Source organism: Bacillus sp. DC4300-2b2 (assembly GCF_049895685.1).
GTDB classification, from domain to species: Bacteria; Bacillota; Bacilli; order Bacillales; family Bacillaceae; genus Bacillus; species Bacillus safensis.
Window position 1 is genome coordinate 386,317 of record NZ_JAFCSW010000003.1, and the last position, 22,596, is coordinate 408,912.

General features: G+C 42.7%; 29 protein-coding genes. 3 read left to right on the top strand and 26 right to left on the bottom strand.

Annotated features, from left to right (window positions below):
* Positions 1-92: 92 nt before the first annotated feature.
* The 21 genes from ACP69X_RS11900 to ACP69X_RS12000 all read right to left on the bottom strand — a co-directional run bounded on the left by ACP69X_RS11900 (position 93) and on the right by ACP69X_RS12000 (position 15,205).
* A complete protein-coding gene (locus ACP69X_RS11900; RefSeq protein WP_426052700.1) occupies positions 93-989 on the bottom strand; it encodes a polyprenyl synthetase family protein in 897 nt (298 codons plus the stop codon).
* Positions 973-1,233, bottom strand: coding sequence for an exodeoxyribonuclease VII small subunit (locus ACP69X_RS11905; RefSeq protein ID WP_003215880.1), 261 nt, complete (start codon positions 1,231-1,233; stop codon positions 973-975). The genes ACP69X_RS11900 and ACP69X_RS11905 overlap by 17 nt, the downstream gene beginning before the upstream one ends.
* Positions 1,230-2,576, bottom strand: a complete 1,347-nt coding sequence (gene xseA / locus ACP69X_RS11910; protein WP_426052701.1) for an exodeoxyribonuclease VII large subunit — start codon at positions 2,574-2,576, stop codon at positions 1,230-1,232. Before xseA ends, ACP69X_RS11905 begins: the two co-directional genes overlap by 4 nt.
* A 70-nt stretch (positions 2,577-2,646) precedes the next feature.
* Complete coding sequence (gene folD / locus ACP69X_RS11915; RefSeq protein ID WP_039179869.1) at positions 2,647-3,498, bottom strand: bifunctional methylenetetrahydrofolate dehydrogenase/methenyltetrahydrofolate cyclohydrolase FolD; 852 nt, start codon at positions 3,496-3,498, stop codon at positions 2,647-2,649.
* Positions 3,499-3,509: 11 nt separating this feature from the next.
* Positions 3,510-3,905, bottom strand: coding sequence for a transcription antitermination factor NusB (gene nusB, locus ACP69X_RS11920; RefSeq protein ID WP_012010530.1), 396 nt, complete (start codon positions 3,903-3,905; stop codon positions 3,510-3,512).
* 209 nt (positions 3,906-4,114) lie between these two features.
* Entirely contained in the window at positions 4,115-4,522 is a 408-nt protein-coding gene (locus tag ACP69X_RS11925; RefSeq protein ID WP_034280262.1) for an Asp23/Gls24 family envelope stress response protein, read from the bottom strand.
* 25 nt (positions 4,523-4,547) lie between these two features.
* Positions 4,548-5,897 (bottom strand): acetyl-CoA carboxylase biotin carboxylase subunit, encoded by a 1,350-nt coding sequence (gene accC / locus ACP69X_RS11930; RefSeq protein WP_041086141.1) that lies wholly within the window; start codon positions 5,895-5,897, stop codon positions 4,548-4,550.
* Positions 5,898-5,908: 11 nt separating this feature from the next.
* A complete protein-coding gene (accB, locus tag ACP69X_RS11935; RefSeq protein ID WP_039179875.1) occupies positions 5,909-6,391 on the bottom strand; it encodes an acetyl-CoA carboxylase biotin carboxyl carrier protein in 483 nt (160 codons plus the stop codon).
* 195 nt (positions 6,392-6,586) lie between these two features.
* Positions 6,587-7,219 (bottom strand): SpoIIIAH-like family protein, encoded by a 633-nt coding sequence (locus tag ACP69X_RS11940; protein WP_024428006.1) that lies wholly within the window; start codon positions 7,217-7,219, stop codon positions 6,587-6,589.
* A complete protein-coding gene (gene spoIIIAG, locus ACP69X_RS11945) occupies positions 7,219-7,887 on the bottom strand; it encodes a stage III sporulation protein AG (protein WP_338527462.1) in 669 nt (222 codons plus the stop codon). Before spoIIIAG ends, ACP69X_RS11940 begins: the two co-directional genes overlap by 1 nt.
* Entirely contained in the window at positions 7,880-8,512 is a 633-nt protein-coding gene (gene spoIIIAF / locus ACP69X_RS11950; protein WP_426052702.1) for a stage III sporulation protein AF, read from the bottom strand. Before spoIIIAF ends, spoIIIAG begins: the two co-directional genes overlap by 8 nt.
* Before the next feature lie 14 nt (positions 8,513-8,526).
* Positions 8,527-9,720: a stage III sporulation protein AE gene (gene spoIIIAE / locus ACP69X_RS11955; protein WP_212040006.1), complete on the bottom strand. Its 1,194-nt coding sequence runs from the start codon at positions 9,718-9,720 to the stop codon at positions 8,527-8,529.
* Between the two features lie 19 nt (positions 9,721-9,739).
* The gene (gene spoIIIAD / locus ACP69X_RS11960) at positions 9,740-10,153 is read right to left on the bottom strand and encodes a stage III sporulation protein AD (RefSeq protein WP_087978339.1); all 414 of its coding nucleotides are present in this window, start codon (positions 10,151-10,153) and stop codon (positions 9,740-9,742) included.
* Positions 10,150-10,356 (bottom strand): stage III sporulation protein AC, encoded by a 207-nt coding sequence (gene spoIIIAC, locus ACP69X_RS11965; protein ID WP_003153142.1) that lies wholly within the window; start codon positions 10,354-10,356, stop codon positions 10,150-10,152. The genes spoIIIAD and spoIIIAC overlap by 4 nt, the downstream gene beginning before the upstream one ends.
* Positions 10,357-10,375: 19 nt before the next feature.
* Entirely contained in the window at positions 10,376-10,891 is a 516-nt protein-coding gene (gene spoIIIAB / locus ACP69X_RS11970; RefSeq protein ID WP_024428003.1) for a stage III sporulation protein SpoIIIAB, read from the bottom strand.
* Entirely contained in the window at positions 10,885-11,808 is a 924-nt protein-coding gene (gene spoIIIAA, locus ACP69X_RS11975) for a stage III sporulation protein AA (RefSeq protein ID WP_073979623.1), read from the bottom strand. The genes spoIIIAB and spoIIIAA overlap by 7 nt, the downstream gene beginning before the upstream one ends.
* 66 nt (positions 11,809-11,874) lie before the next feature.
* Positions 11,875-12,156 carry a YqhV family protein gene (locus ACP69X_RS11980; RefSeq protein ID WP_039179893.1) on the bottom strand — a complete coding sequence of 94 codons (282 nt, stop codon included), beginning with the start codon at positions 12,154-12,156 and terminating at the stop codon, positions 11,875-11,877.
* 328 nt (positions 12,157-12,484) lie between these two features.
* Positions 12,485-13,042, bottom strand: a complete 558-nt coding sequence (efp, locus tag ACP69X_RS11985) for an elongation factor P (RefSeq protein ID WP_024422954.1) — start codon at positions 13,040-13,042, stop codon at positions 12,485-12,487.
* A 25-nt stretch (positions 13,043-13,067) separates the two neighbouring features.
* Positions 13,068-14,132, bottom strand: a complete 1,065-nt coding sequence (locus ACP69X_RS11990) for a M24 family metallopeptidase (protein WP_175297149.1) — start codon at positions 14,130-14,132, stop codon at positions 13,068-13,070.
* Entirely contained in the window at positions 14,126-14,569 is a 444-nt protein-coding gene (aroQ, locus tag ACP69X_RS11995; protein ID WP_034280247.1) for a type II 3-dehydroquinate dehydratase, read from the bottom strand. Before aroQ ends, ACP69X_RS11990 begins: the two co-directional genes overlap by 7 nt.
* 108 nt (positions 14,570-14,677) lie before the next feature.
* Positions 14,678-15,205 carry a YqhR family membrane protein gene (locus ACP69X_RS12000; RefSeq protein ID WP_041086150.1) on the bottom strand — a complete coding sequence of 176 codons (528 nt, stop codon included), beginning with the start codon at positions 15,203-15,205 and terminating at the stop codon, positions 14,678-14,680.
* Positions 15,206-15,428: 223 nt separating this feature from the next.
* Here ACP69X_RS12000 and ACP69X_RS12005 point away from each other — a divergent pair, with 223 nt between their 5' ends.
* Entirely contained in the window at positions 15,429-16,385 is a 957-nt protein-coding gene (locus tag ACP69X_RS12005; RefSeq protein WP_039179902.1) for a DUF1385 domain-containing protein, read from the top strand.
* A gap of 38 nt (positions 16,386-16,423) precedes the next feature.
* A complete protein-coding gene (locus ACP69X_RS12010; RefSeq protein WP_039179905.1) occupies positions 16,424-16,819 on the top strand; it encodes an SA1362 family protein in 396 nt (131 codons plus the stop codon).
* Here ACP69X_RS12010 and ACP69X_RS12015 read toward each other — a convergent pair.
* The 3 genes from ACP69X_RS12015 to ACP69X_RS12025 all read right to left on the bottom strand — a co-directional run bounded on the left by ACP69X_RS12015 (position 16,816) and on the right by ACP69X_RS12025 (position 19,152).
* Entirely contained in the window at positions 16,816-17,691 is an 876-nt protein-coding gene (locus ACP69X_RS12015) for a patatin-like phospholipase family protein (protein WP_073979622.1), read from the bottom strand. The two genes, ACP69X_RS12010 and ACP69X_RS12015, sit on opposite strands and share 4 nt — an antisense overlap.
* Before the next feature lie 104 nt (positions 17,692-17,795).
* Positions 17,796-18,230: a transcriptional regulator MntR gene (mntR, locus tag ACP69X_RS12020; protein WP_003215946.1), complete on the bottom strand. Its 435-nt coding sequence runs from the start codon at positions 18,228-18,230 to the stop codon at positions 17,796-17,798.
* Between the two features lie 85 nt (positions 18,231-18,315).
* On the bottom strand, positions 18,316-19,152 hold the full coding sequence (locus ACP69X_RS12025) for a lipoate--protein ligase family protein (RefSeq protein ID WP_039179911.1): 837 nt from the start codon (positions 19,150-19,152) through the stop codon (positions 18,316-18,318).
* A gap of 219 nt (positions 19,153-19,371) precedes the next feature.
* Here ACP69X_RS12025 and ACP69X_RS12030 point away from each other — a divergent pair, with 219 nt between their 5' ends.
* Complete coding sequence (locus tag ACP69X_RS12030) at positions 19,372-19,752, top strand: rhodanese-like domain-containing protein (RefSeq protein ID WP_039183198.1); 381 nt, start codon at positions 19,372-19,374, stop codon at positions 19,750-19,752.
* Positions 19,753-19,796: 44 nt separating this feature from the next.
* On the opposite strand, the gene gcvPB is transcribed toward ACP69X_RS12030, so the two are convergent.
* Together gcvPB and gcvPA are read right to left on the bottom strand one after the other, a co-directional pair.
* Entirely contained in the window at positions 19,797-21,257 is a 1,461-nt protein-coding gene (gene gcvPB, locus ACP69X_RS12035; protein ID WP_073979621.1) for an aminomethyl-transferring glycine dehydrogenase subunit GcvPB, read from the bottom strand.
* Positions 21,250-22,596 (bottom strand): aminomethyl-transferring glycine dehydrogenase subunit GcvPA, encoded by a 1,347-nt coding sequence (gcvPA, locus tag ACP69X_RS12040; protein WP_041086157.1) that lies wholly within the window; start codon positions 22,594-22,596, stop codon positions 21,250-21,252. The genes gcvPB and gcvPA overlap by 8 nt, the downstream gene beginning before the upstream one ends.

Consider the following 22,596-nt stretch of genomic DNA (forward strand, 5'->3'; position numbering starts at 1 on the left):
TGAAAACCAAGCGGGAATAAGAGTTGTCTCATCATGATAAACTGTTTACAGTTTACCACAATTGCTCGAAGACCCTCAAATCTAGGCTGTTTTTAATGATCTCTTGAGGCGATTAGATCACATAACTCATGCAGCAATTGCTGCTCTAATTCAAGATTTGAGACAATTTCTTTTGCACGTGTGATGTGTTCATGCAGTTTTTCTTTTGCTCCTGAAAGCGTTAATAAAGAAGGATATGTCGACTTTTCATTCGCTGTATCAGAGCCGACCCGTTTTCCTATTTTTTCTTCGCTTCCTTCGAGGTCTAAAATGTCATCACGGATTTGAAAAGCAATGCCAATATGATAGCTGAATTCTCTTAGTTTTTCGATATCGTCATCTGATGCTCCTGCCAGCATGGCACCTGCTGTGACGCTGAATGTGAGAAGCTTTCCTGTTTTCCGGGCGTGAATGGATTCTAGTTCTGCAAGCGGGACTTGTTTTTGCTCTGCTTCCATGTCATCAAATTGACCGCCAACCATTCCTAGTGCACCTGCTGACCTCACAAGCTCATCTACGATTCTGAGCTTTTGGTCAGCAGAGACGCTGCTAGATAACTCCGATGTAATCAGACGGAAGCTTTCTGTTAAAAGTGCATCACCTGCGAGAACCGCTGTTGCTTCCCCGTATACTTTATGGTTGGTCGGCTTTCCTCTGCGAAGGTCATCATCGTCCATGCAAGGAAGATCGTCATGTATCAATGAATACGTATGAATCATCTCTACAGCACAGCCAACCGGTATGCCGTCTTCTTCGTTTTTTCCGTAGGCATGTAATAAAGCAAGAACGAGAACAGGACGAAGTCTTTTCCCTCCAGCTTTAAGAGAGTAAAGCATCGAAGATTTTAGATCTTCTGGAATCTCCAATTCCTGAACATATGTAAATAAATAATCTTCAATGGCCTGTTTTCGTGTTGTTAAAAAAACCTGCAAATTACTTGTCACCAGCATCTGCCTCCTTCACTGAGAAAGGAGCCAGCTCACCGTCCTCTTTTAAAATGAAATCCATCTGCTTTTCAACGTGCTGTAATTTTTCATGACAAAGCTTTGAAAGTGTCATTCCTTCTTGGAAATAATGAATGGCTTGCTCAAGTGGTACATCTCCTTCTTCGAGCTTCCCAACGATCTCCTCAAGACCTTTCATCGCTTCCTCAAATGTCATTTGTTCTTCTTTTTGTTTATTTGATTCTGTCATGATGATTGCCCCTCCTTCTCAATAACCTCACAAATCAGACGTCCATCCTTCATGGTAATAGCCAGCTGATCCTTCGTATCAACTTGGTTCACACTTTTAATCAGTTCATCATCTTTATAGGCTAAACTGTAGCCTCTTTCCATCACCTGAAGTGGATTTAATGCATTTAGTTTACCAAGAACAGATTGGAACTGCGAATGAATTGTTTTCATTTGCACATTCATGCTGCGGATGAGCTGTTCTGTTTCATTGGCATGGCGTTTTTTCGCCTGAAGCAGCTGCTCTTTTGGATGAAGCGGCTTCAGCCTGTATGTCTGGCGATCTAGTTGACTGCGTTTTTGTTCAATTTGTCTCGTCAGCTGTTTTTGAAAACGGTCAAATACCAAATCGAATTGCTGCTCTTTTTGCTCCTGCAATCGTTTTGGAAATCGGAAAGCATAAGAGGATTGCAGCGCCACAAGACGATCTTTCGCTTGTGAAGTTCGATTCTTCACGGCCCTTGTCAGCTGAATGTCGATGGATTTGATTCGTTCTATTAAATCGGCTGTGCTTGGAACAGCGAGCTCGGCTGCTCCTGTTGGTGTGGGTGCTCTCATGTCTGCAGTGAAATCACTGATCGTAAAGTCCGTTTCGTGCCCCACTGCAGAAATGATTGGAATGTCTGATGCGAAGATCGCTCTTGCGACAGCTTCTTCATTAAAGGCCCAAAGTTCTTCGATCGAACCGCCTCCTCTTCCGACAATCAAGACATCACAGAGCTGTTTTTCATTTGCTTCCTTGATCCGCTCTACGATTGAACGGATGGCATTTTCACCTTGGACAAGCGCCGGAAGCACAATGATTTTCGCCTGCTGATAGCGCCGGTTAATCGTTGTAATGACATCCCGGACAGCCGCTCCTGTTGGGGATGTAATGACACCAACAATCTCTGGATATTCAGGAATTGGTTTTTTATAGCGCACATCAAATAAGCCTTCACTTGCCAGCTTTTTCTTCAGCTCTTCATAAGCGAGATGAAGAGCACCAACACCATCAGGCTGCATTTCTTTTGCATATAATTGATAGTTGCCGCTTGGTTCATATACTTGAATCCCGCCGCGTACAAACACTTTCATTCCGCTTTTTGGTGTAAAAGGCAGCTTTGCTGCGGAACGCTGGAACATGACAGCTTGCATGCGTGCGTTTTCGTCTTTTAAGGTGAAGTACACATGACCTCTTGAATGAATCTTCACATTGGATAACTCACCTTTGATCCAAATATCTTCTAAATGCGGATCAACATCAAATTTTCTTTTTATGTATTTTGTAAGGGCTGTGACCGTCACAAAGGCTTTTTCACTCATGACGTATTCCTCCTCTTCAAAAACGCACATTCATCCACCGGCAACATGCAGGTGGATGAATGGATAAAGCTTATGCTAATGTACGTTTTGCTGATTTAACCGTATTGTGTGCAAGCATCGTAATCGTCATTGGACCAACTCCGCCAGGGACTGGTGTGATGTAAGAAGCTTTTTCTTTTGCTCCTTCAAAATCAACATCCCCAACAAGCTTCCCAGTATCCAAACGATTGACTCCTACATCGATGACAATTGCGCCTTCTTTGATTTGGTCAGCTTTAATAAAGTTTGCTCGACCGACGGCAACAACTAAAATGTCCGCTTTTAACGTGTGTTCTGAAATATTCGCTGTTCTTGAATGGCAGTAAGTAACCGTTGCGTTTTCATTTAACAGCAATTGTCCAACTGGTTTGCCGACAATATTGCTGCGCCCCACAACAACCACTTCTTTTCCAGAAAGATCGACACCCGTTTTGTTCAATAATTCAACAATGCCTGCTGGTGTACAAGGAAGGAATGTATCTTCCCCAAGCAGCATTTTCCCGATATTTAAAGGATGGAAACCATCTACATCTTTCTCAGGTGAAATACGTTCAATAACGGCTTTTTCAGAAATGTGTTTAGGCAGTGGAAGTTGAACAAGAATCCCGTGGAATTGATCGTTCGCATTGTACTGATCAATCAGCTGAAGCAATTCTTCTTCTGTTAAAGAAGCATCTAAATGATCAAGCTGGAAATGCATGCCCATTGCTTCTGCTGCTTTTTTCTTCCCGCGTACGTAAGAAAGTGAAGCCGGATCATCACCGATTAGAATAACGGCAAGACCAGGTGTGACTCCTTTTTGTTTTAGCTCTTCTACTTCTTTTGCTAATTGTTCACGCTTTTCTTTTGCTGTTTCTTTCCCATCGATGATTGTTGCTGTCATGTCGAATCCTCCTATTGCTGCTTTAGGTCGTTTTTAATGTTCGAAAGTACACCATTTACAAATTTCGGTGCTTTATCATCGCCGAATAATTTGGCGAGTTCAATCGCTTCATTCATTGAGACACTAACTGGGATGTCTTCTTGATACACCATCTCGTACACAGACAGCCTTAAAATGGCTCTGTCTACGTTTGCAATACGATCGAGTTTCCAATTCACTAGATGCTGGGAGATCATGTCATCAAGCTTGTCCTTTTGTTCAAGCACACCGAAAACCAGTTCCTCGAAAAAAGGATCTGATTCTTGTTCATCCAGCGCATGTGTAATGGCCTCTTTCGGATCAATATTGCTCACATCAATTTGAAATAATGTTTGTAGCGCCTTTTCTCTTGCAGTTCTTCTTTTCATTATTTACTCCTTTAACCACTTTATCCGCTTGTCGTTAAGCCATACAGAGATCATAACATATTTTGACCGTGGTCGCACCAAGATCCATGCGAGCTGTGACGAAAAACGAATCAATCAACGCGTGACGTTATCAATATTCGGAAATCACCCAAAATGGGCTTTAAAAAACCAAAGAGGCAATGCCTCCTTGGTTTCACTTGAACCCTTCTTTACATTTCTTGATCTACTTCAGCCTCAGGTGCTTTTGTATCAAATTGAATGCCAACAACATGAATGTTAATTTCATTAATCGTTAAGGCAGTCATGTTTAAAAGGGTTTGACGGATATTTTCTTGTACAGCAGTGGATACCTTTGGAATGGATAGGCCAAATTCAACCACACAATACACATCGATTGTGATGCCTTCATCAGAGACATCTACTTTTACACCTTTACGGTGATTTTTCTTACCAAAGCGTTCTGCTACATCAGCAGCGAAATTGCCTCGCATTTCGGCAATGCCTTCGACTTCTGAAGCGGCGATCCCAGCAATGACTTCAATCACTTCTGGTGCAATTTGCACTTTTCCCAATTGATCTTCATCAAGGTTCATTTCAAGCAAATTGTTTTCTGACACGATCATTCACCTCCGAAAGCTGTAATTATTTCATGATTTGGTATGTTTCTAAAAACTTCGTATTAAAATTACCGCTCACAAATGTTTCATGCTCGAGCAATCTAAGGTGGAATGGAATCGTTGTGTAGACTCCTTCAATGACGAATTCTTGAAGCGCACGTTTCATTTTCGCAATCGCTTCTTCTCTCGACTTACCATATGTGATCACTTTTGCAATCATGCTGTCATAATATGGCGGAATCACATAGCCCGGATAAGCGGCAGAATCAACACGTACTCCTAAACCGCCTGGCGGAAGATACATTTTAATTTCACCAGCTGAAGGCATGAAGTTTTTCTCTGGGTTCTCTGCATTGATACGGCATTCGATTGCCCAGCCTTCATATACGACATCCTCTTGTGTAAGAGAAAGCTTCTCACCTGATGCAACCTTGATCTGTTCTTTGATCAAGTCTACACCTGTGACCATTTCTGTCACAGGATGCTCTACTTGAATACGAGTATTCATTTCCATGAAGTAGAACTTCTCTTCATTATAATCATAAATGAATTCGACTGTTCCAGCACCTGTGTATTCAACAGCTTCTGCTGCTTTTACGGCTGCTTCCCCCATTTGTTCACGGATGTCTGCATTCAGTGCTGGTGATGGCGTTTCTTCAAGCAGCTTTTGCATTCTTCTTTGGATCGAGCAATCACGCTCTCCTAAGTGAATGGTATTGCCATGCTGATCTGCAAGCACTTGAATTTCCACATGTCTAAAGTCTTCAATGAACTTTTCTAAATAGACACCTGGGTTCCCAAAGTTTTGCGCCGCTTCCTGCTGCGTGATGGTGACTCCGTTAATAAGCTCTTCTTCTGTACGAGCCACACGGATTCCTTTACCGCCTCCGCCTGCAGTTGCTTTAATAATGACAGGATACCCAATACTAGCTGCTGTTGAAACAGCATCATCCAGATCTTTTACAATTCCTTGCGAACCAGGAACGATCGGGACGCCTGCACTCTTCATTGTTTCTCGCGCGACATCTTTCGTTCCCATTTTGGAAATCGCTGACGCGGTTGGTCCAACAAAGATCACATTACATTCCTCGCAAAGCTCTGCAAAGTCTGCATTTTCTGCTAAAAAGCCGTATCCTGGATGGATCGCATCTGTTCCTGTTAATTTTGCTACGCTGACAATATTCGTGACATTTAAATAACTATCTTTAGAAGCAGTCGGTCCGATGCAATATGCTTCATCAGCCATTTGTACATGCAGCGCATCGCGATCCGCTTCAGAAAATACCGCAACAGTTTCAATTCCAAGCTCTTTACAAGCGCGGATAATTCTAACTGCGATTTCTCCTCTGTTTGCAATTAATAGCTTTTTAATCATGATCGTACTCCTTACTCTGCTTTCACTAGAAAGAGGGGTTGTCCGAATTCTACAAGCTGACCGTTTTCAGCTAATACTTCGACGATTTCACCTTTTACTTCTGCTTCGATTTCATTAAACAGTTTCATCGCTTCAACGATACATACAACTGAATTTTCCTTCACCTTAGAACCTGTTGTCACGTATGGATCTGCTTCTGGTGAAGAGGAAGCATAAAATGTGCCAACCATTGGGGATGTGATTTTATGCAGATTTTCAGACGCAGTTGCCTCTTGTGCAGGGGCTTCAGTCTGAGCTGGAGCTTGTGCTGTAGGAGCTTGTTGAGCTGGAGCTGCTTGGACAGGAGCCACTGGTGCTTGTGCCGCAACTTGCTGAACGACTTCTTTATTTTTCTTCAGTTTGATTTTCGCACCTTCGTTTTCGTACGTAAATTCGTCGATTGTAGAGTCGTCAATTAATTTAATCAGTTCATGAATTTCTTCAATTTTTAACATGGATTTGCACCCCTATGTATGGATTTATCTTTTAATTATAGGCTAGTACTAAAAGTACGTACTATACACATCTTACAGGAGGATTTCAATGAATTCAACTACTATTGTGGCGAAGCGTCTCGCGAAAGCACCTTGGAAGGGGCGTCAAGCCGCATCAAAAAACGCCCTTTTCGGCAAAGGGCGCCAATTCATTTTTTATTGATTAGTGGGCTCAAAAGTGACAGCTACGTTATCAAGACCTCTCATTTCTTTTGTGACCATATCAATAATATCGGCCGCTTGAGACTTTGATTTTTTATCAGAACGAACCGTGATGCTCACTTTATCTCCTTCAGCACTTACGAGCGCATCTTTATAGCCTTTTGTTTTGATCAAGGTCTCGAGCTGACGCTCAGTTCCTTCTGCCTCACTAAGTGCTGTCATTTGATCGTATGCTTCACTTTTTTCTTGTGCCGTCGCATCGTCACTAGAAACGATTTCGTTGTATTCTTCGCGCTGCTTGCTTCGTTTATCTTCAAGCTCTAGTCTGTATGTTGTAAATAGCTCATCGTCTGTTTGCTCTGACACAGCCTTTCCTTCTTCACCGCTTGTTTCGATATCCTCTTGTTTGCCGTTTGTTTCTTTGTCAGTGGATTTCTTATCAGCGCCTTTTTCCATTCCCTTGTCCGTCCCTTTTTCGGTTTCAACCTTTTTCTCTTCAGTCCCTTTTGATTTCGTATCTTCTACTGTCACTGCATTTTCACCCTGTGGAGACATGATATAGTACACACTTAATACGACAACTAAACTTAGCATCGTTAATAGCCAAACCGTTTGTTTTTTTAACATCATTCCGAATCCTCCTTGATTTTTTTAGGGGCAACAGCCACTCTATGGCTCGGTACATCAAGCACTCGTGTAACCGCTTCAATGATGGTTTTCTTTATTTGAACGTTGTCTACTCCTTGAGCAACAACGAGGACACCTCGAATTTCTGGTTTTTTCGTTTGCACAACGACTGGTGTTTCTTCATTGCCATTTTTGATGATGACGACTTCTTCTTCTTTTGTTTGATCGGTGACACTTCGTACGCCGCCTTCTTTATCTGTTTCCTCGGTCGTTGTACTTTTATTGGATTTGTTTTTTTCAAACACTTTTAAAGACGTTGCATCTACATTGACCACGATGGATACATCCTCAACGCCGATGATGGTCTCTAAAATTTCTTTCAGCTGGTTTTCGTATTCTTGCTCCACGTCCTCAATTGAATTCTTTGGTTTACCTGAGGATGCCGGTTTGAATACCTCCTGCTCTTCTGAGGATGTTTTTGCAGCAGGAACCGCAGCTTGTTGTTTGCTTGATGGCGGTGACAAGATCTGACTGACTAACATGAAAGATACGCCGATAATGAATACAAGCAGCAAGTAATGGTGCTTCGTTAATTTGGGTTTCCCTTCACCTTTTTCAGGCGGCTGGAAGAATGATTTCAGCTTTTGTTTCCAGTCCTTGTTATTCATGATCTGCTGCGTCACCTCCCTCAATGTTCAGCGCGATGTGCTCAGGACTCGTATTCCAAACATCAGCCAGTGTCTCTTTCACCCTTGTGATCTCTTTGCTAGAAGATTCAGCGCTTTCCTCCTTTTGCCTGGAGAGATCAATGTCCACCTTTGCCACCGTTTCTACAGCATCACCTGTGAGCGGGGAAAGAACTGCTTTGATGCGAAATTGATCCGCCTCCATATTCTGATCCAGATGCTCCCCATCAGCCAGCACTTCTACGTGTTTCATTTCATAGCTCTCCTTCTCCAGTGGCTCCTTTGCGCTTTTTTCTAGTTGGACAGCCATTTGCTTTAAAATATATGCACGCTGAGAGGCTTGTATTTCTTTTTTTTCTAAATTCATCTGATTTTTTATTTCTTCTGACTGCGCTTCTTCCTTCCCTTTCATCAATTCTGCAAAAATTTGGTCAGGATCTGCTCGAAATAAAGCAAAAATCGGATTGAGCATTACCACGATGAGCAGCAGACTGACGACCATTTTTGCATACTTTTGCATGCTCGAATTGGGAAGCAGAAGATCAATGACAATCGCAAATAAGATAAAGAGAATAATACTTGTGATCCATTCCGTGAGAAAGCTCAAAAGGTGTCCCCTCCTTACTTCATCATCATGGTCAGGTTACCCGCAGTAATGATGACGGTAATGCTTAAAAAGAACATGAGCGACACAACAGCAAGTGCGGCAAATATATACAGCACACTTTTTGAAATGACATCAAGACAGCTAATGATGGGTCCGCCCCCTAACGGCTGAAGGATCGCTGCAGCAAGCTTATATATAAGGGCTAACGAAAGTACTTTAATCGCCGGGAAGGCGGCAATTGAAATCAAAATGGCGACCCCAACTAGTCCAACTGTATTTTTAAGTAAAACAGAGGCGCTGATCACGGTATCCGTCGCATCTGTAAACATTCTGCCTAGGACAGGGATGAAGTTTCCGGTAATGAATTTGGCTGTACGAAGAGCGATTCCATCAGTAACCGCTGCAGATGCACCCTGAACGGAAATGACGCCGAGAAAAACGGTTAAAAAAACGGCAAGCCCGCCAATTGCCACATTTCTTAACAGCTGCGCAAGCTGAGTGACCTTGTATTGTTCGGTCAGGGTACTGATAATGCTTAATATTGCTGATAAAAAGATGAGCGGGAGAACAACATATTGAATGAAAACACCGCTCGTGTTCATTAAAAATAAAATAACGGGATGAAAGAATCCGGCTGAGACAAGTCCGCCTGATGAAGCAATAAGCGCTAGTAAAAGAGGAATAAGAGCAAGAATAAAACTGGTCATCGTTTGAATGGCTTCTGTGGCATAGGAAATCGCCACATGAAAGCTGTTGAGTGCAATAATAATCAGTACCATATAAACAAGAGCATATGCGACTTTGCTGACAGTGCTTTGTTCAAAGGCATTTTGCAAAAGCTGCAAAAGCGAACAAAAGATGGTGAGTAAAATGAGAGTACCTAGGAGCTTTCCGTTTGCAATGACCTCGTGAAATAGATAATGTACAAAGGCTTTCAGCCATGTTTGGGGAGACAGCTCTTTATCGCCGTCAATCATTTCCTTCACTGTGCCCTTTTGGCTTTCTGGCAAAAAGCCGCCATACTCGTCCAAAATGGTTTCCCAAAAGTCACTGATGGAATGAAGCTCAAGTGCATCAGCCTGTCCATTCGCCACTTCCTCTGCTGCTGGCTGTTCATTAGATAAAGGTTCTTTTTCTTCTGCCCCTGCATGCGGAGCAATCAGCCAAAAGAAAAGCATCAATCCCATTACAGCGGTCACCCGTTTCATTGTCATCACCTCTTTTCATTTACGTCATGGACGGGATCATTCCTAAGATCGTCTCAATGATGACTGTTAAAATCGGGACTGCCATGACCAAGATGAGAATCTTACCGCCTAGCTCTATTTTTGATGCAATGGCGCCTTGCCCAGCATCTTTCGTCAGCTGAGCACCAAATTCCGCAATATAGGCAATGCCGATGATCTTCAATATGGTTTCAACATACTTCATATTGACGCCGGCACTTGCTGCAATTTTTTCAATCATTGAGATAATGGCATAGATTTGATCAATTAAATAAAGGAAAATCACACATCCAGTAAAAACGACAAGCATAAAGGCGAAGGTTGGCTTTTGTTCTTTGACGATTAATGCTAAAAAAGTAGCGATTAAACCAAGTCCAACAATTTGTATGATTTCGATTTGTAAGCCCTCCCCTATCCTTGAAATAGAAATACGGCTTTAATCTTTTTAAACAAATCGTCTACAATGGTTGCCACCATAAACAAAATGTAGATAAACCCAAGCAGCGTCACCCACTGAGCGTACTCTTTCTTCCCCATTTGGTCTAAAATCGTATGGAGAAAGGCCACGACGATGCCTACTCCGGCAATTTGAAAAATGACGTTTACATCAACGCCCATGCTCTCGACTCCCTTCCTCTCACATCAATAAAAGAATCAGTAACAATCCGCTTAAAAACCCGAGGCTTCTGACCATTTTTTCATTTTTCGCTTGGGCGATTTCTGCTTCTTTCTCCTCTGATTCCAAATGGCCTAAAGCAAGCTTGATGTACTTTTGCTGAGAAGTGACATCATGCTGGCCAAGAGTTTCCCCAAAGTGCTTCAGCGCCTCATATTCGCCTTTTTTCAATACAGTCTTTTTCCAAACATCTTCAAGACTTTCGTTCCATGCATGACGTGCAGAAAAAGTCCCCACTTTCAGCTTTTCTGCAAATTGTTCAAACAGCTGATTCACAGGAGGACCTACCTGTGCTGCAATTTGCTCTGCAGCCCGCGCTAAAGGGGTTTGGCCATACATAATTTCAGCTTCAAGAGACTGGAGAGCAAATCGCAGCTGCCGAATTTGTTTAGGTCTGTCGCTGTATCGTTTGGCAAACTCGAATCCTCCCCAAGTCGTGGCCGCGACAATGAAAATAGCGCCAATGAGCTTTAACATACGTCCACTCCCCGCCTCCATTTCATCTCTTGGCCGTCCCCGCCGTACATCCGCCCGATCGTACCCGGTCCATTGTTTCGATTTAATTCAACATATCGTTCAAAGACACGGAGCTCCCATAACGGCTTAAATGAAGGACGTTTATATACATCTTCAAGTGAGTAGCCATGAGCTGAAACGATGATGTTGACTCCAGCATGAATCGCTTCTAAAAGTGCCTCGACATCCTCACTTTTTCCGATTTCATCGACAATCATGACCTCTGGGCTCATTGACCGAATCATCATCATCAACCCTTCAGCCTTTGGACACGCATCGAGTACATCAATCCGGTGGCCAAAATGATGCTGCGGCACCCCTCTTATACAACCGGCGATTTCAGAACGCTCATCAATAATGCCTGTTTTTCTAGGAGGGATTGTCTTTGTGCCAGTACTAGCAAGACGTGCTATATCTCGGAGCAATGTGGTTTTTCCCGTTTGCGGGGGACCGATGATCAGTGTATTGTGCCAGTGCTCTTCATATAAATAAGGAAGAAAGGGAAGCGCAATCCCGATTTTTTCTTTCGCAATGCGGATATTAAATGAAGAAATATCTCTTAGCCCTTTGACAAATCCGTTTTCAACGACCACCTTTCCTGCAAGTCCTACTCGGTGTCCGCCAGATATGGTGATATAGCCCTGTTTTAGCTCTTCCTCAAGTGTGTACATGCTGTAATTGCTCAGCCTGCCTAATAGCTGAGACGCATCTTCCCAGGTTGTGTGATAAGAAAGGAAACGTGGTCTTCCTCCCTGCATCAATTCAATCGGACGATCCGTGCGAATGCGAATTTCTTCTATTTGCGCCCATTCCGCCTCATTCAGCAACCTGAGTTCTTGTCCAATCGAGTGAGGGAGAATATCCAACAAACTCCGCAACGAATTCCCCTCCTTTTTTTCTTCTCTAAAATGTATGATGTGAGCCGTTAATTATGCCAAGCCGTTTCACTTATAGATCCCAACAAGAATAAACACGACACCAATGAAAATGAACACGAGCTTTGCATAGGATAGCTGCCCTGCAATTTGATAGATTCCAATCGTCATCGTGATGATAAAAATGAGCGGCCCGATGATCGCCAATATACTATTGATGACCACCGCTTTCCGTACATCATTTGTGATTAAAATGAGGATGGCTGCCGTCAGTTCAATGGCGGCGGATAAGAATCTCATGCCTGCCATTGCAGCGACCGACGGGTGTATGCCTGGGAGAAATTGTTTCATATAGAACCTCCAGCTTTTTTTACACTATATGCTTGACCAGCTAGAAGTAGTCTTGTTTTTCAGGAAGGAAGAGAGATGAATGAGAGAATTGAGAGAAGACCAGTCTTGAGGAGTCATTTTTCAATAAAAAAAGACTGTAAACACGAGGTTTACAGTCTCAGCGTGTAGACAAACCCTCGCATTCGGTGTCAGGTCTGCGCGCTGGTGCTCACGAATAACAAATTCGCTCCGCGCCAGTGCTCACCCTTCCTAGACTGCAAAGGTTTTCTATCACGCTGAAAAGAAGACAAAGGCTGTAAACACGAGGTTTACAGCCTTTTTTCGTTCATTACGCTCTTGAAACGTATGAGCCGTCTGATGTATTAATTACTAGTTTATCTCCTTGGTTCACAAAGAAAGGAACGTTGACGATTAAACCAGTTTCAGTTTTTGCAGGTTTTGAACCGCCTGATGTTGTATCACCTTTAATACCAGGCTCTGTTTCTACTACTTCTAGTTCTACTGTGTTTGGAAGTTCTACTCCAAGTGTTTCAGCACCGTACATCACGATTTGAACAGACATATTTTCAAGCAAATATTTCAGCTCATCTTTAATTTGTGCTTCACTTAGTTCAAGCTGCTCATAAGAACTTGTATCCATGAAGACATGCTGATCGCCATTAGCATACAAGTATTGCATTGTTTTTGTTTCGATTTGAGCTTTCGCTACTTTTTCACCTGCGCGGAATGTTTTTTCTTGAATGGCACCAGTACGCAGGTTACGCAGTTTCGAACGAACAAACGCTGCGCCTTTCCCTGGTTTTACGTGCTGGAAATCCACTACTCGCCAAATACCGCCGTCCACTTCAATTGTCAGGCCAGTACGAAAATCGTTTACTGAAATCATTTTGTCATCCTCCTACATTTCACCATCATAATATGATAAGTTCTTTCGGTGAGTGGGTCAATCGTTTATTGCCGTCAGCTGTCAGGACAATATCATCCTCAATTCTCACGCCGCCGACATCTGGCAAGTAAATCCCCGGCTCAACTGTGACGACCATTCCCTCTTCTAAAACGACCTCTGATCGTGAGGAAAGGCCTGGCGCTTCATGTACTTCCATACCTAGGCCGTGTCCGGTTGAATGCCCGAAGTATTGACCATAGCCGTACTTTTCAATGATGTCTCGTGTGATGCGATCAGCTTCTTTTCCTGTTAAGCCTGGCTTGATTCTATCCACACCAGCGTTTTCTGCTTCTAATACGATATGATAAATTTCCTTTAGCTTGTCGCTTGGTGTTCCGACAGCTATTGTTCTTGTCATATCAGAACAATAGCCTTTATAGTAAGCACCGAAATCGAGTGTCACTAAATCACCAGATTCAATTACCTTTTCACTCGCTCTTCCGTGCGGCAGGCTTGAACGAACACCAGAGGCAACAATCATATCGAATGAAGATCCTTCAGCACCTTCTTTTCTCATGAAAAATTCAAGCTCGTTCATGACAGCAATTTCCGTCAGGCCCGGCTTGATGTAAGTGAGAATATGATCAAAGGCTTGATCTGCAATCTTCGCAGCTTCCTCTAATATCTTAATCTCTTCACTAGACTTAATCAAGCGCAACTTTTCAACTGATTCAGAGACTGGAACAAGCTCTATATCACCTGCTTTGGCTACGTACTGCTGATATGTGGCAAATGTCATATGGTTTTGTTCAAACCCAAGGCTTTTTACTCCAAATTCCTTCGCCGTTTGGGCAGCCGTTTCCACAATGTTTCCTTTATGTTCAATGATGTCATAACCTTTGACTTGGTCCTTCGCTTGCTCTGTATAACGGAAGTCCGTGATAAAAGCTGCCCGGTCCTTTGAAACAACTGCAAGGCCGGCAGATCCGGTAAAGCTGGTCATGTACTGTAAATTAAAGCTGCTCGTAATGACAAGGCCATCGATCTCTAATTCACTTAAAAGTGTTCTTAGTTTTTCAAGTTTCATGATACTGCTCCCCCTTCACTGACTAAATAACGAATCGCCAATTTATACCCTTCTAAGCCTAGTCCAACGATTTGCCCTTGGCATACTGGAGCAAGTACAGAATGATGGCGGAATTCCTCTCTCTTATGAACATTTGAGATATGTACTTCAATGACTGATAAAGAAATACTTGCAATGGCATCTCTCAGCGCATAGCTGTAGTGGGTAAATGCACCCGGGTTAAACACGACACCATCGTACTGATCTTCTGCTTCGTGGAGCGCATCAATCAAATCCCCTTCGTGATTTGATTGAAAGAACGTTAATTGGATGTTTGCTCGTTCTGCAAACTGGAACAAATCCGTCTCTAAATCTGTCAGCGTCTTACTTCCATAAACAGCAGGCTCTCTTTTGCCAAGCCTATTTAAATTGGGTCCATTCAGTACAAGAAAATGAGGCATATGACCACTCCTTCACCCTAATTCAATCTATATTGAGATCTGTTTCTTTTTCCTTAGAAACCTTTCGTTTCCAAAAATATTTTATCATATGAATAGGTGATTTACACTTTATTCTGTCTTTTTCCCGAGTGCCCTCGCAAGCTTTTGACTCGTCAATTCATTATATTCAAACGAAATGCTGTACCCGACAAACATGCCATATAAAATATATAGGCAAAATGTCGTAACAATGGTGCTTTGCTGCAAGTCTTGTACTTGCTTGACATCTGGGAAAATGGGATTAAATACGTAAAAAACAAGGAGCCATAAAAGCCCGCCATAAACCAAACCCATCCAAAAGCCTTTGATCCTTTTTAAAAGCCCATAATAAATAAAGGCGGCTCCAATCGATAAAATTCCTAACAGCACAATACTGATAAAAGTACCAAGTCCTCCCTTTTTCCATTCTCCAAGCACAAATGGCTGAAGCAGCATATTGGGACTCACCTCTGAAAAATGAAACACATGGGTCAGAAACCCAATAAAGCCCCAAAAAACACCGCCTACAAAGCCTGTAGCAGCTGCTCTTGCCACAAGTGATGTCGTTTGCACGGACTGATTTTTTTCTTCTTGGTTTTTCTTTTCATCACGTTTCATTTGTGAACACCTCCAGCAAGTAGTATGTCCAAAATGTCATGAAAAAAAAGGATTTCCATACGTGAGTGTAAAATTTTTAAAACAGGGTATACTGGCTAAAAAGAGGTAGATAGAATTCTAGTAGATAATCGACCTGTGCGCTAGTGATTTCCCCTCTTTTCCTGTACAATAAAGGTATAAGGAAATGCATGTAAATTACAGGAAACAGGCAGGTTGATGAAATATGTCCAATCAAACAAAACCTCCAGCTTATGGAGGGCAGGCAGTTGTCGAAGGTGTCATGTTTGGAGGTAAGAAGAACTATGTGACAGCGATTCGGCGAAAGGACCAGTCCATTGAGTTTTTGAAGCTTCCCCGGACCTCCAATAAACGAACCGCCTTTCTCAAGAAAATCCCCTTTGTCAGGGGTGTTGCTGCACTTGTTGAAGCAAGCGCAAACGGCAGTAAGCACTTAAACTTCTCCAGTGAGCGATATGACTTAGATCCTTCTGAAGATCATACTCTTGAAAAAGAACAAAAAGGCTCGAAATTATCCATGATTTTCGGCATTGCTGTGATCGGAGTTCTCTCTCTTCTCTTTAGTAAATTTGTCTTTACCCTGGTACCTGTCTTTTTAGCAGAGCTTGTGCGCCCCATCTTTTCAGGGAATTTCGCACAAATCGCAGTGGAAACATTCTTTAAATTGGTCCTTTTATTAGGCTATATTTACTTTATTTCTATGACCCCTTTAATTAAAAGAGTATTTCAATATCATGGGGCAGAACATAAAGTCATAAACTGCTATGAACAGAACCTTGACATCACAGTGGAAAATGTCCAAAAGCAATCCCGTCTGCATTATCGATGCGGCAGCAGCTTTATTTTATTCACTGTCATTGTTGGAATGTTCGTCTATTTACTCGTACCGACAGATCCTTTATGGGTGAGAGTTCTGAACCGCTTGGCGCTCATTCCGGTTGTTCTGGGCATTTCATTTGAAGTGCTTCAGCTCACGAACAAACTCCGAGAAGTGCCTGTGCTTAAAGTGCTTGGCTATCCTGGCCTTTGGCTGCAATTGCTTACAACAAAAGAACCTTCTGACGATCAAGTCGAGGTAGCCATTGCAAGTTTTAATGAACTTCTTCGTTTAGAGGAAGCGTCTTTGAAACAAGCGTCAGATTCTGCTCATCAAGTGATCTAACTTATAAATCCGGTAAATTCCTTCGGAGGTGGACAGTTATGAATCGCCGAGTACATCCTGCTTTTACCATTATTTTCGCTTTAGGTGTTTTGGGATTTGTGTACTTACTCACAACGAACCCAGGCAGACTTTTTACCATGCTGCTGTCTGTTGTGATCATTGGAGCGGCCCTATTTTTCCTATTTAGATGGCTGATGAATCGAAGAACTGGAACAGAAGGCAATCTTTATCGCAAAGCAGTCAAACAATCAAAACGTCGCTACCAGCAGCCTAAACCAAAAACGAAAAGCCAGATGAAAAATCGGGTCACTCATTTGCGAAGCGTGCCGACTGACCACAAGTCTAAGCCCGTCCTTCTCAAAAAGAAAAGCCAAACACATTTGACTGTCATTGAAGGCAAGAAAAACAAAAAGAAGAATCGCGCCTTATTTTAAAATGTCCAGCTTTTTAAAAATTGCTCGGCCTTCTGTCTGCCTAGATCGACGAGCGCCTTTTTCTTTTCTGTCATGAGTTGAAAATCAGTGGCAATGACGTGTTCTACAGGAATAAAAATAATATGACGTTCGTGTTTTGTGGCAATATGTCTTTCGTCATGAGCACCACGCATCGTTTCAAAAAGAGCGCCAAACAGTTCAAACGCATTGCGGATGGAGTGTTGAGGGCGTTCTTTTTCGTTTGGGGTTAATGTGACACCGACGAAAGGTCTTTTTTTCTCTTCAGCAAACAACCAAATTGGAAAATTGCTAAGCACTCCTCCATCTACAATGGTACAAATGCCTTTTGAAGACTTCAGTTTGACAGGTTCGAAAAAATACGGCAGACTGCAGCTCATTCGAATGGCCCTCGCCACGGAAAACCGCTCTGGATTCAAGCCATATGCAGGAAGGTCGTCTGGCAGCACGAGGATTTTTCCATTCGTTAAATCGGACGCAACGATTTTCAGAGAATCTTTTTTGAGGTCTCCAAACACGGTGACCCCTTTTCGTTTTAGCACATCAGTCAGCCATTTTTCCAGCCGGTCTCCTTTATAAAGACCAAGACGCCAGTAAATGGATACCCACCTGAGCATTTTGAACGGGATGAATTGACATCTTCTATCAAGCAATTGATGCTCATCCATTTCATCTAAAAGCTCCCGAATTTCCTGGCTTGTAAAACCTGCTGCGATGAGTGAAGCAATGATTGCTCCAGCACTTGTACCAGCAAGACGGACAAATTGAAATCCTCTCACTTCAAGCGCTTCATAGGCACCAGCAAGCGCTGCCCCCTTAATGCCTCCACCTGAGAACACACCATCTATCTTCATCAAGGAGCCCCCTTTGATTTCACGCTAATAATAGTGTAGGAGTATTTGCTTTCAATTAGAACTTTAATCAAAAAGGACACCCATGCTAAGGGTGTCCTTTTTGATTAAGATTCTTGATTTGTTTGTTCGTTTTTCTTTTGAATCGCTTTCAGCTGAACAGATCGCTCATCGTTTTCTTCAAAAAATTGAACGAGATCGCCGATGCGGTCAATGCTGTTCCAGCTGAGATGATGTTCAATGCCTTCTACATCATCATAAATTTTCTCTTCATCTACACCAATGATTCTTAAAAATTGCTCCAGCAGTTCATGTCTGTATACGAGACGTTTTCCAATTTTTTTGCCTTTCGGGGTTAAAATTAGACCACGATACTTCTCATAAATGAGGTATTCATCTTTATCTAGCTTCTGAACCATTTTTGTTACAGAGGAGGGATGGACAGCGAGTGCTTCTGCAATATCAGAGACTCTGGCATATCCTTTTTCTTCTATCAGCATATAAATTTGTTCAATGTAATCTTCCATACTAGGTGTAGTCATAAAACCCCTCCATAATGCACCTTTACTTAATAATCAACCCAATTCTACACCATCGTTCATTAAAAAACAAGGAGTGTCCATCGTCTTAACGCTTGTAATTCCAATCATCTGAGGCATATTTCGTTTTGGCGAGATGATGGACAAACGCTAATTCTTCATCTGTCAGCTCATAAGGTTCAAGCTCAATATTTAATCCTTTTTCAAATCCTCTTTTAAACGCAACACGCGCATCGTCTATCGTACAAGTTCGGTCTGAGATTTCATTGATGGCAACCGCTTTGTTTTTAAAGCTTCGCTGCATCCGCTCTCTTACCCGGTCGTTAGGATAAAGGAACAAATCGAATAATTTATCCTCATCAAGGTCAATTAAAATAGATCCATGCTGGAGGATGACACCTTTTTGTCTCGTCTGAGCACTGCCCGCTACCTTTCTGCCTTCTACAACAAGCTCGTACCAAGAAGGGGCATCAAAGCATACAGAAGATCTTGGATTCTTTAAGCTTTCCTTTTCTTTATCTGTACGAGGAATGGCAAAATATGCATCGAGTCCCAGCTCTTTAAAGCCCTCTAAAATACCTTCTGAAATGACGCGGTACGCTTCTGTCACCGTTGCAGGCATTTCTGGATGTTCCTCTGACACAATCACGCTGTAGGTCAGCTCCTGGTCATGTAGTACTCCTCGTCCTCCGGTTGGTCTGCGGACAAATCCAAGACCATAGCGCTTGACGGCTTCTAGGTTGATTTCTTTTTCAACGTTCTGAAAATACCCAACAGATAATGTCGCCGGATCCCATCCATAAAAGCGGATAACAGGCGGGATGAGCTTCTCACTATGCCAATAAAGCAAGGCTTCGTCCATTGCCATGTTAAAGGCAGGGTCTTGGTTTCCTGAATCAATGAAACACCATTTCTCTTTTTGCATATAAAATCCCTTCTCTTTTACGTAGTCAATGTTAGATGATGGTGGTCACCACCGATTTTCTCTCTTCATCAGTCTATCAAATAGGGACGGAATTGAAAATAATTCTTACCATTTATGATGACAAGTTTCTTATGCTTTACTATAATAGTATTTGTCTAAAACGTACCATCAGACAGGCTACTGTGCTGATGCTCAAGAAGGAGTCGAGTTGTATTGTCAATATTCAACTATATCGTCCTCTCACTTTGTGGACTTTTTGTTCTTTATTCCATCGGCAGCTACATTTATCAGCAGCGCATTATGAAAACGCTGACGGAAGCAGAATTTATTAAAGGTTACCGCAAAGCCCAGCTCATTGATGTGAGAGAGCCAAATGAGTTTGAAGGCGGACATATTTTAGGGGCAAGAAATATCCCCCTTTCCCAACTAAAGCAGCGCAAAAATGAAATACGTCCTGACAAGCCTGTTTATCTTTATTGTCAAAATAATTTCAGAAGCGGAAAAGCAGCCCAAACTTTACGTAAAAACGGCTGCCGTGAGATTTATAATTTAAAAGGCGGCTTTAAAAAATGGGGCGGCCGCATTAAAACGAAGAACTAACAAAAAAGACTCTGGGAGCATGATTCTCCCTGAGTCTTTTTTCTTTATTTTCTTTCAAAAACGAGAACTGGGTTCCGTGCGGCCTTTGTTTCGTCCATACGTTTGACGACCGTTGTATGCGGCGCTTCCTGCACCACTTCAGGATTCTCTTCTGCTTCTTTCGCAATTTGAATCATTGCTTCGATGAATGCATCAAGCGTTTCTTTTGATTCTGTTTCAGTCGGTTCAATCATGATACATTCCTCTACATTAAGCGGGAAGTAGATCGTTGGCGGATGGTAGCCAAAATCAAGTAATCGTTTGGCAATATCCAGTGTCCGCACACCTAATTTTTTCTGACGTTTACCTGAAAGGACAAATTCATGCTTACAGTGACGATCAAACGGCAAATCATAATGAGCACTTAAGCGTCGCATCATATAGTTCGCATTTAACACGGCATTATCGGTTACAGCCTTTAAGCCGTCTGGACCCATAGAGCGAATGTACGCATAGGCTCTGACGTTAATGCCAAAGTTTCCATAGAATGGCTTCACACGCCCAATTGATTCCGGACGGTCATATTCAAAGTAAAAACGACCTTCCTTCTTTACAAGCACCGGCTTTGGCAAATACGGAATTAAATCCTTTTTAACGCCAACAGGACCTGAACCAGGACCTCCGCCTCCGTGTGGGCCTGTGAAGGTTTTATGAAGATTTAAGTGGACAACATCAAATCCCATATCTCCTGGTCTTGCTCTACTTAAAACCGCATTCAAGTTGGCTCCGTCATAATAAAGTTTACCGCCAGCTCCATGAACGATTTCAGCCATTTCTAAAATATTTTCTTCAAAGAGGCCAAGTGTATTCGGGTTTGTAAGCATTAAAGCAGCTGTTTCTTCATTAACAACGCGGCGTAAATCTTCTAAATCAACAAGCCCGTTTTCATCAGATGCGACAGTAATGGTTTCAAATCCAGCGACTGTCGCAGATGCCGGGTTCGTTCCATGAGCAGAATCAGGCACAATGACTTTTGTACGCTGATGATCTCCTCTTGCTTCATGGTACGCACGGATCATCATGAGTCCCGTCCACTCGCCATGTGCTCCTGCCGCAGGCTGTAATGTCACAGCGTCCATCCCCGTAATTTCTTCAAGATGTTCACCTAGATCGTATAGTAATTCCAATGCACCTTGTATAGTGTCTGACTCCTGTAGCGGATGGACCTGCGAGAAACCTGCAAGGCGTGCAACCTTTTCATTAATCTTTGGATTATATTTCATCGTACAAGAGCCAAGAGGATAAAATCCGGAATCGACCCCATGATTGCGTCTTGATAATGCTGTATAATGACGCATAATATCAAGCTCAGATACTTCAGGAAGCTCAGCATCCTCATCACGGATGTACGTCTCATCAAATAAAGACGGGATCTCCTGTTCAGGTACATCTAAATCAGGCAGGCTGTACCCAATTCTTCCTTCTTTAGATAACTCAAAAATAAGCGGCTGATCTTGTTTATTCATGGCGATCCCCCAATTCCTTGATAAACGTATCAATTTCTTCTTTTGTTCTCAGCTCTGTCACGGCTACAAGCATGTGCTGCTCAAGCTCTGGGTAGTCTAGCCCTAAGTCGTAGCCGCCGATGATTCCTTTTTCAAGCAAGCGTTTATTGGCTTCTTTTACAGGCTCCTGTAACTTGATCACAAATTCATTAAAATGAGCCCCTTCTACATCCGCCTGCAGTCCATATTTTTCTGCCTGTGTTTTGGCATAATGGGCTTTTTGCACGTTTTGATAGGCGATGTCTTTTATGCCTGTTTTCCCTAGTGCCGTCATGGCAACAGAAGCAGCTAGCGCATTTAATGCTTGGTTTGAGCAAATATTTGACGTCGCTTTATCTCTTCGAATGTGCTGCTCACGCGCTTGAAGAGTCAGGACAAATCCACGAACACCATTTTCATCTTCTGTCTGCCCGACTAAACGACCTGGCACTTTTCTCATCAACTTTTTCGTCACGGCAAAATATCCGCAGTGAGGTCCGCCAAATGCAGCTGGGATACCGAACGGCTGCGCATCACCAACGACAATGTCTGCCCCAAGTTTTCCAGGCGGCGTCAATAGCCCGAGTGCGAGGGGATTGCTAGAGACAATGAACAGGCTTTTTCCTTTATGTGCAATGGGTTCAATGTCTTTTAACGGCTCGACGACACCAAAAAAGTTTGGATATTGCACAAGAACTGCTGCTGTATCATCGCAGACCGCCTTTTCCAATGCAGCTAAATCTGTCTGCCCTTTTTTCGCAGGCACTTCAACAACTTCAATGTTTTGTCCTTTGGCGTATGTTTTCAGCACTGCTCTTGATTCTGGGTGAACCGTTTCAGAAACCACCACTTTTTTCTTCTTTGTGTGTCCCGCAGCGAGCATTGCCGCTTCAGCTAGTGCCGTCCCGCCATCATACATCGAGGAGTTGGCAAGATCCATACCAGTCAGCTCAGCGATCATTGTTTGGAATTCAAAGATCGCTTGCAATTCACCTTGCGAAATCTCCGGCTGATAAGGTGTATATGCTGTATAAAATTCAGAGCGTGAGATGACATGATCGACAATGACAGGCTGGTAATGATCATATACACCTGCACCAAGAAACGATGCATAGGAAACTGTATCCTTATTCTTTGCAGCTAGCCGGGATAATTCCCTGACAAGTGCTGTTTCAGATGCGGCTTCTTTGATGTTGTATGCTCCTTTGAATCTCACCTTCTCTGGGATATCTGAAAAAAGCTCATCAATCGACTGAACGCCGATGACATCCAGCATTTCTTTTTGATCTTGCTCTGTTTGCGGCAAATACCTGTGCTTCAT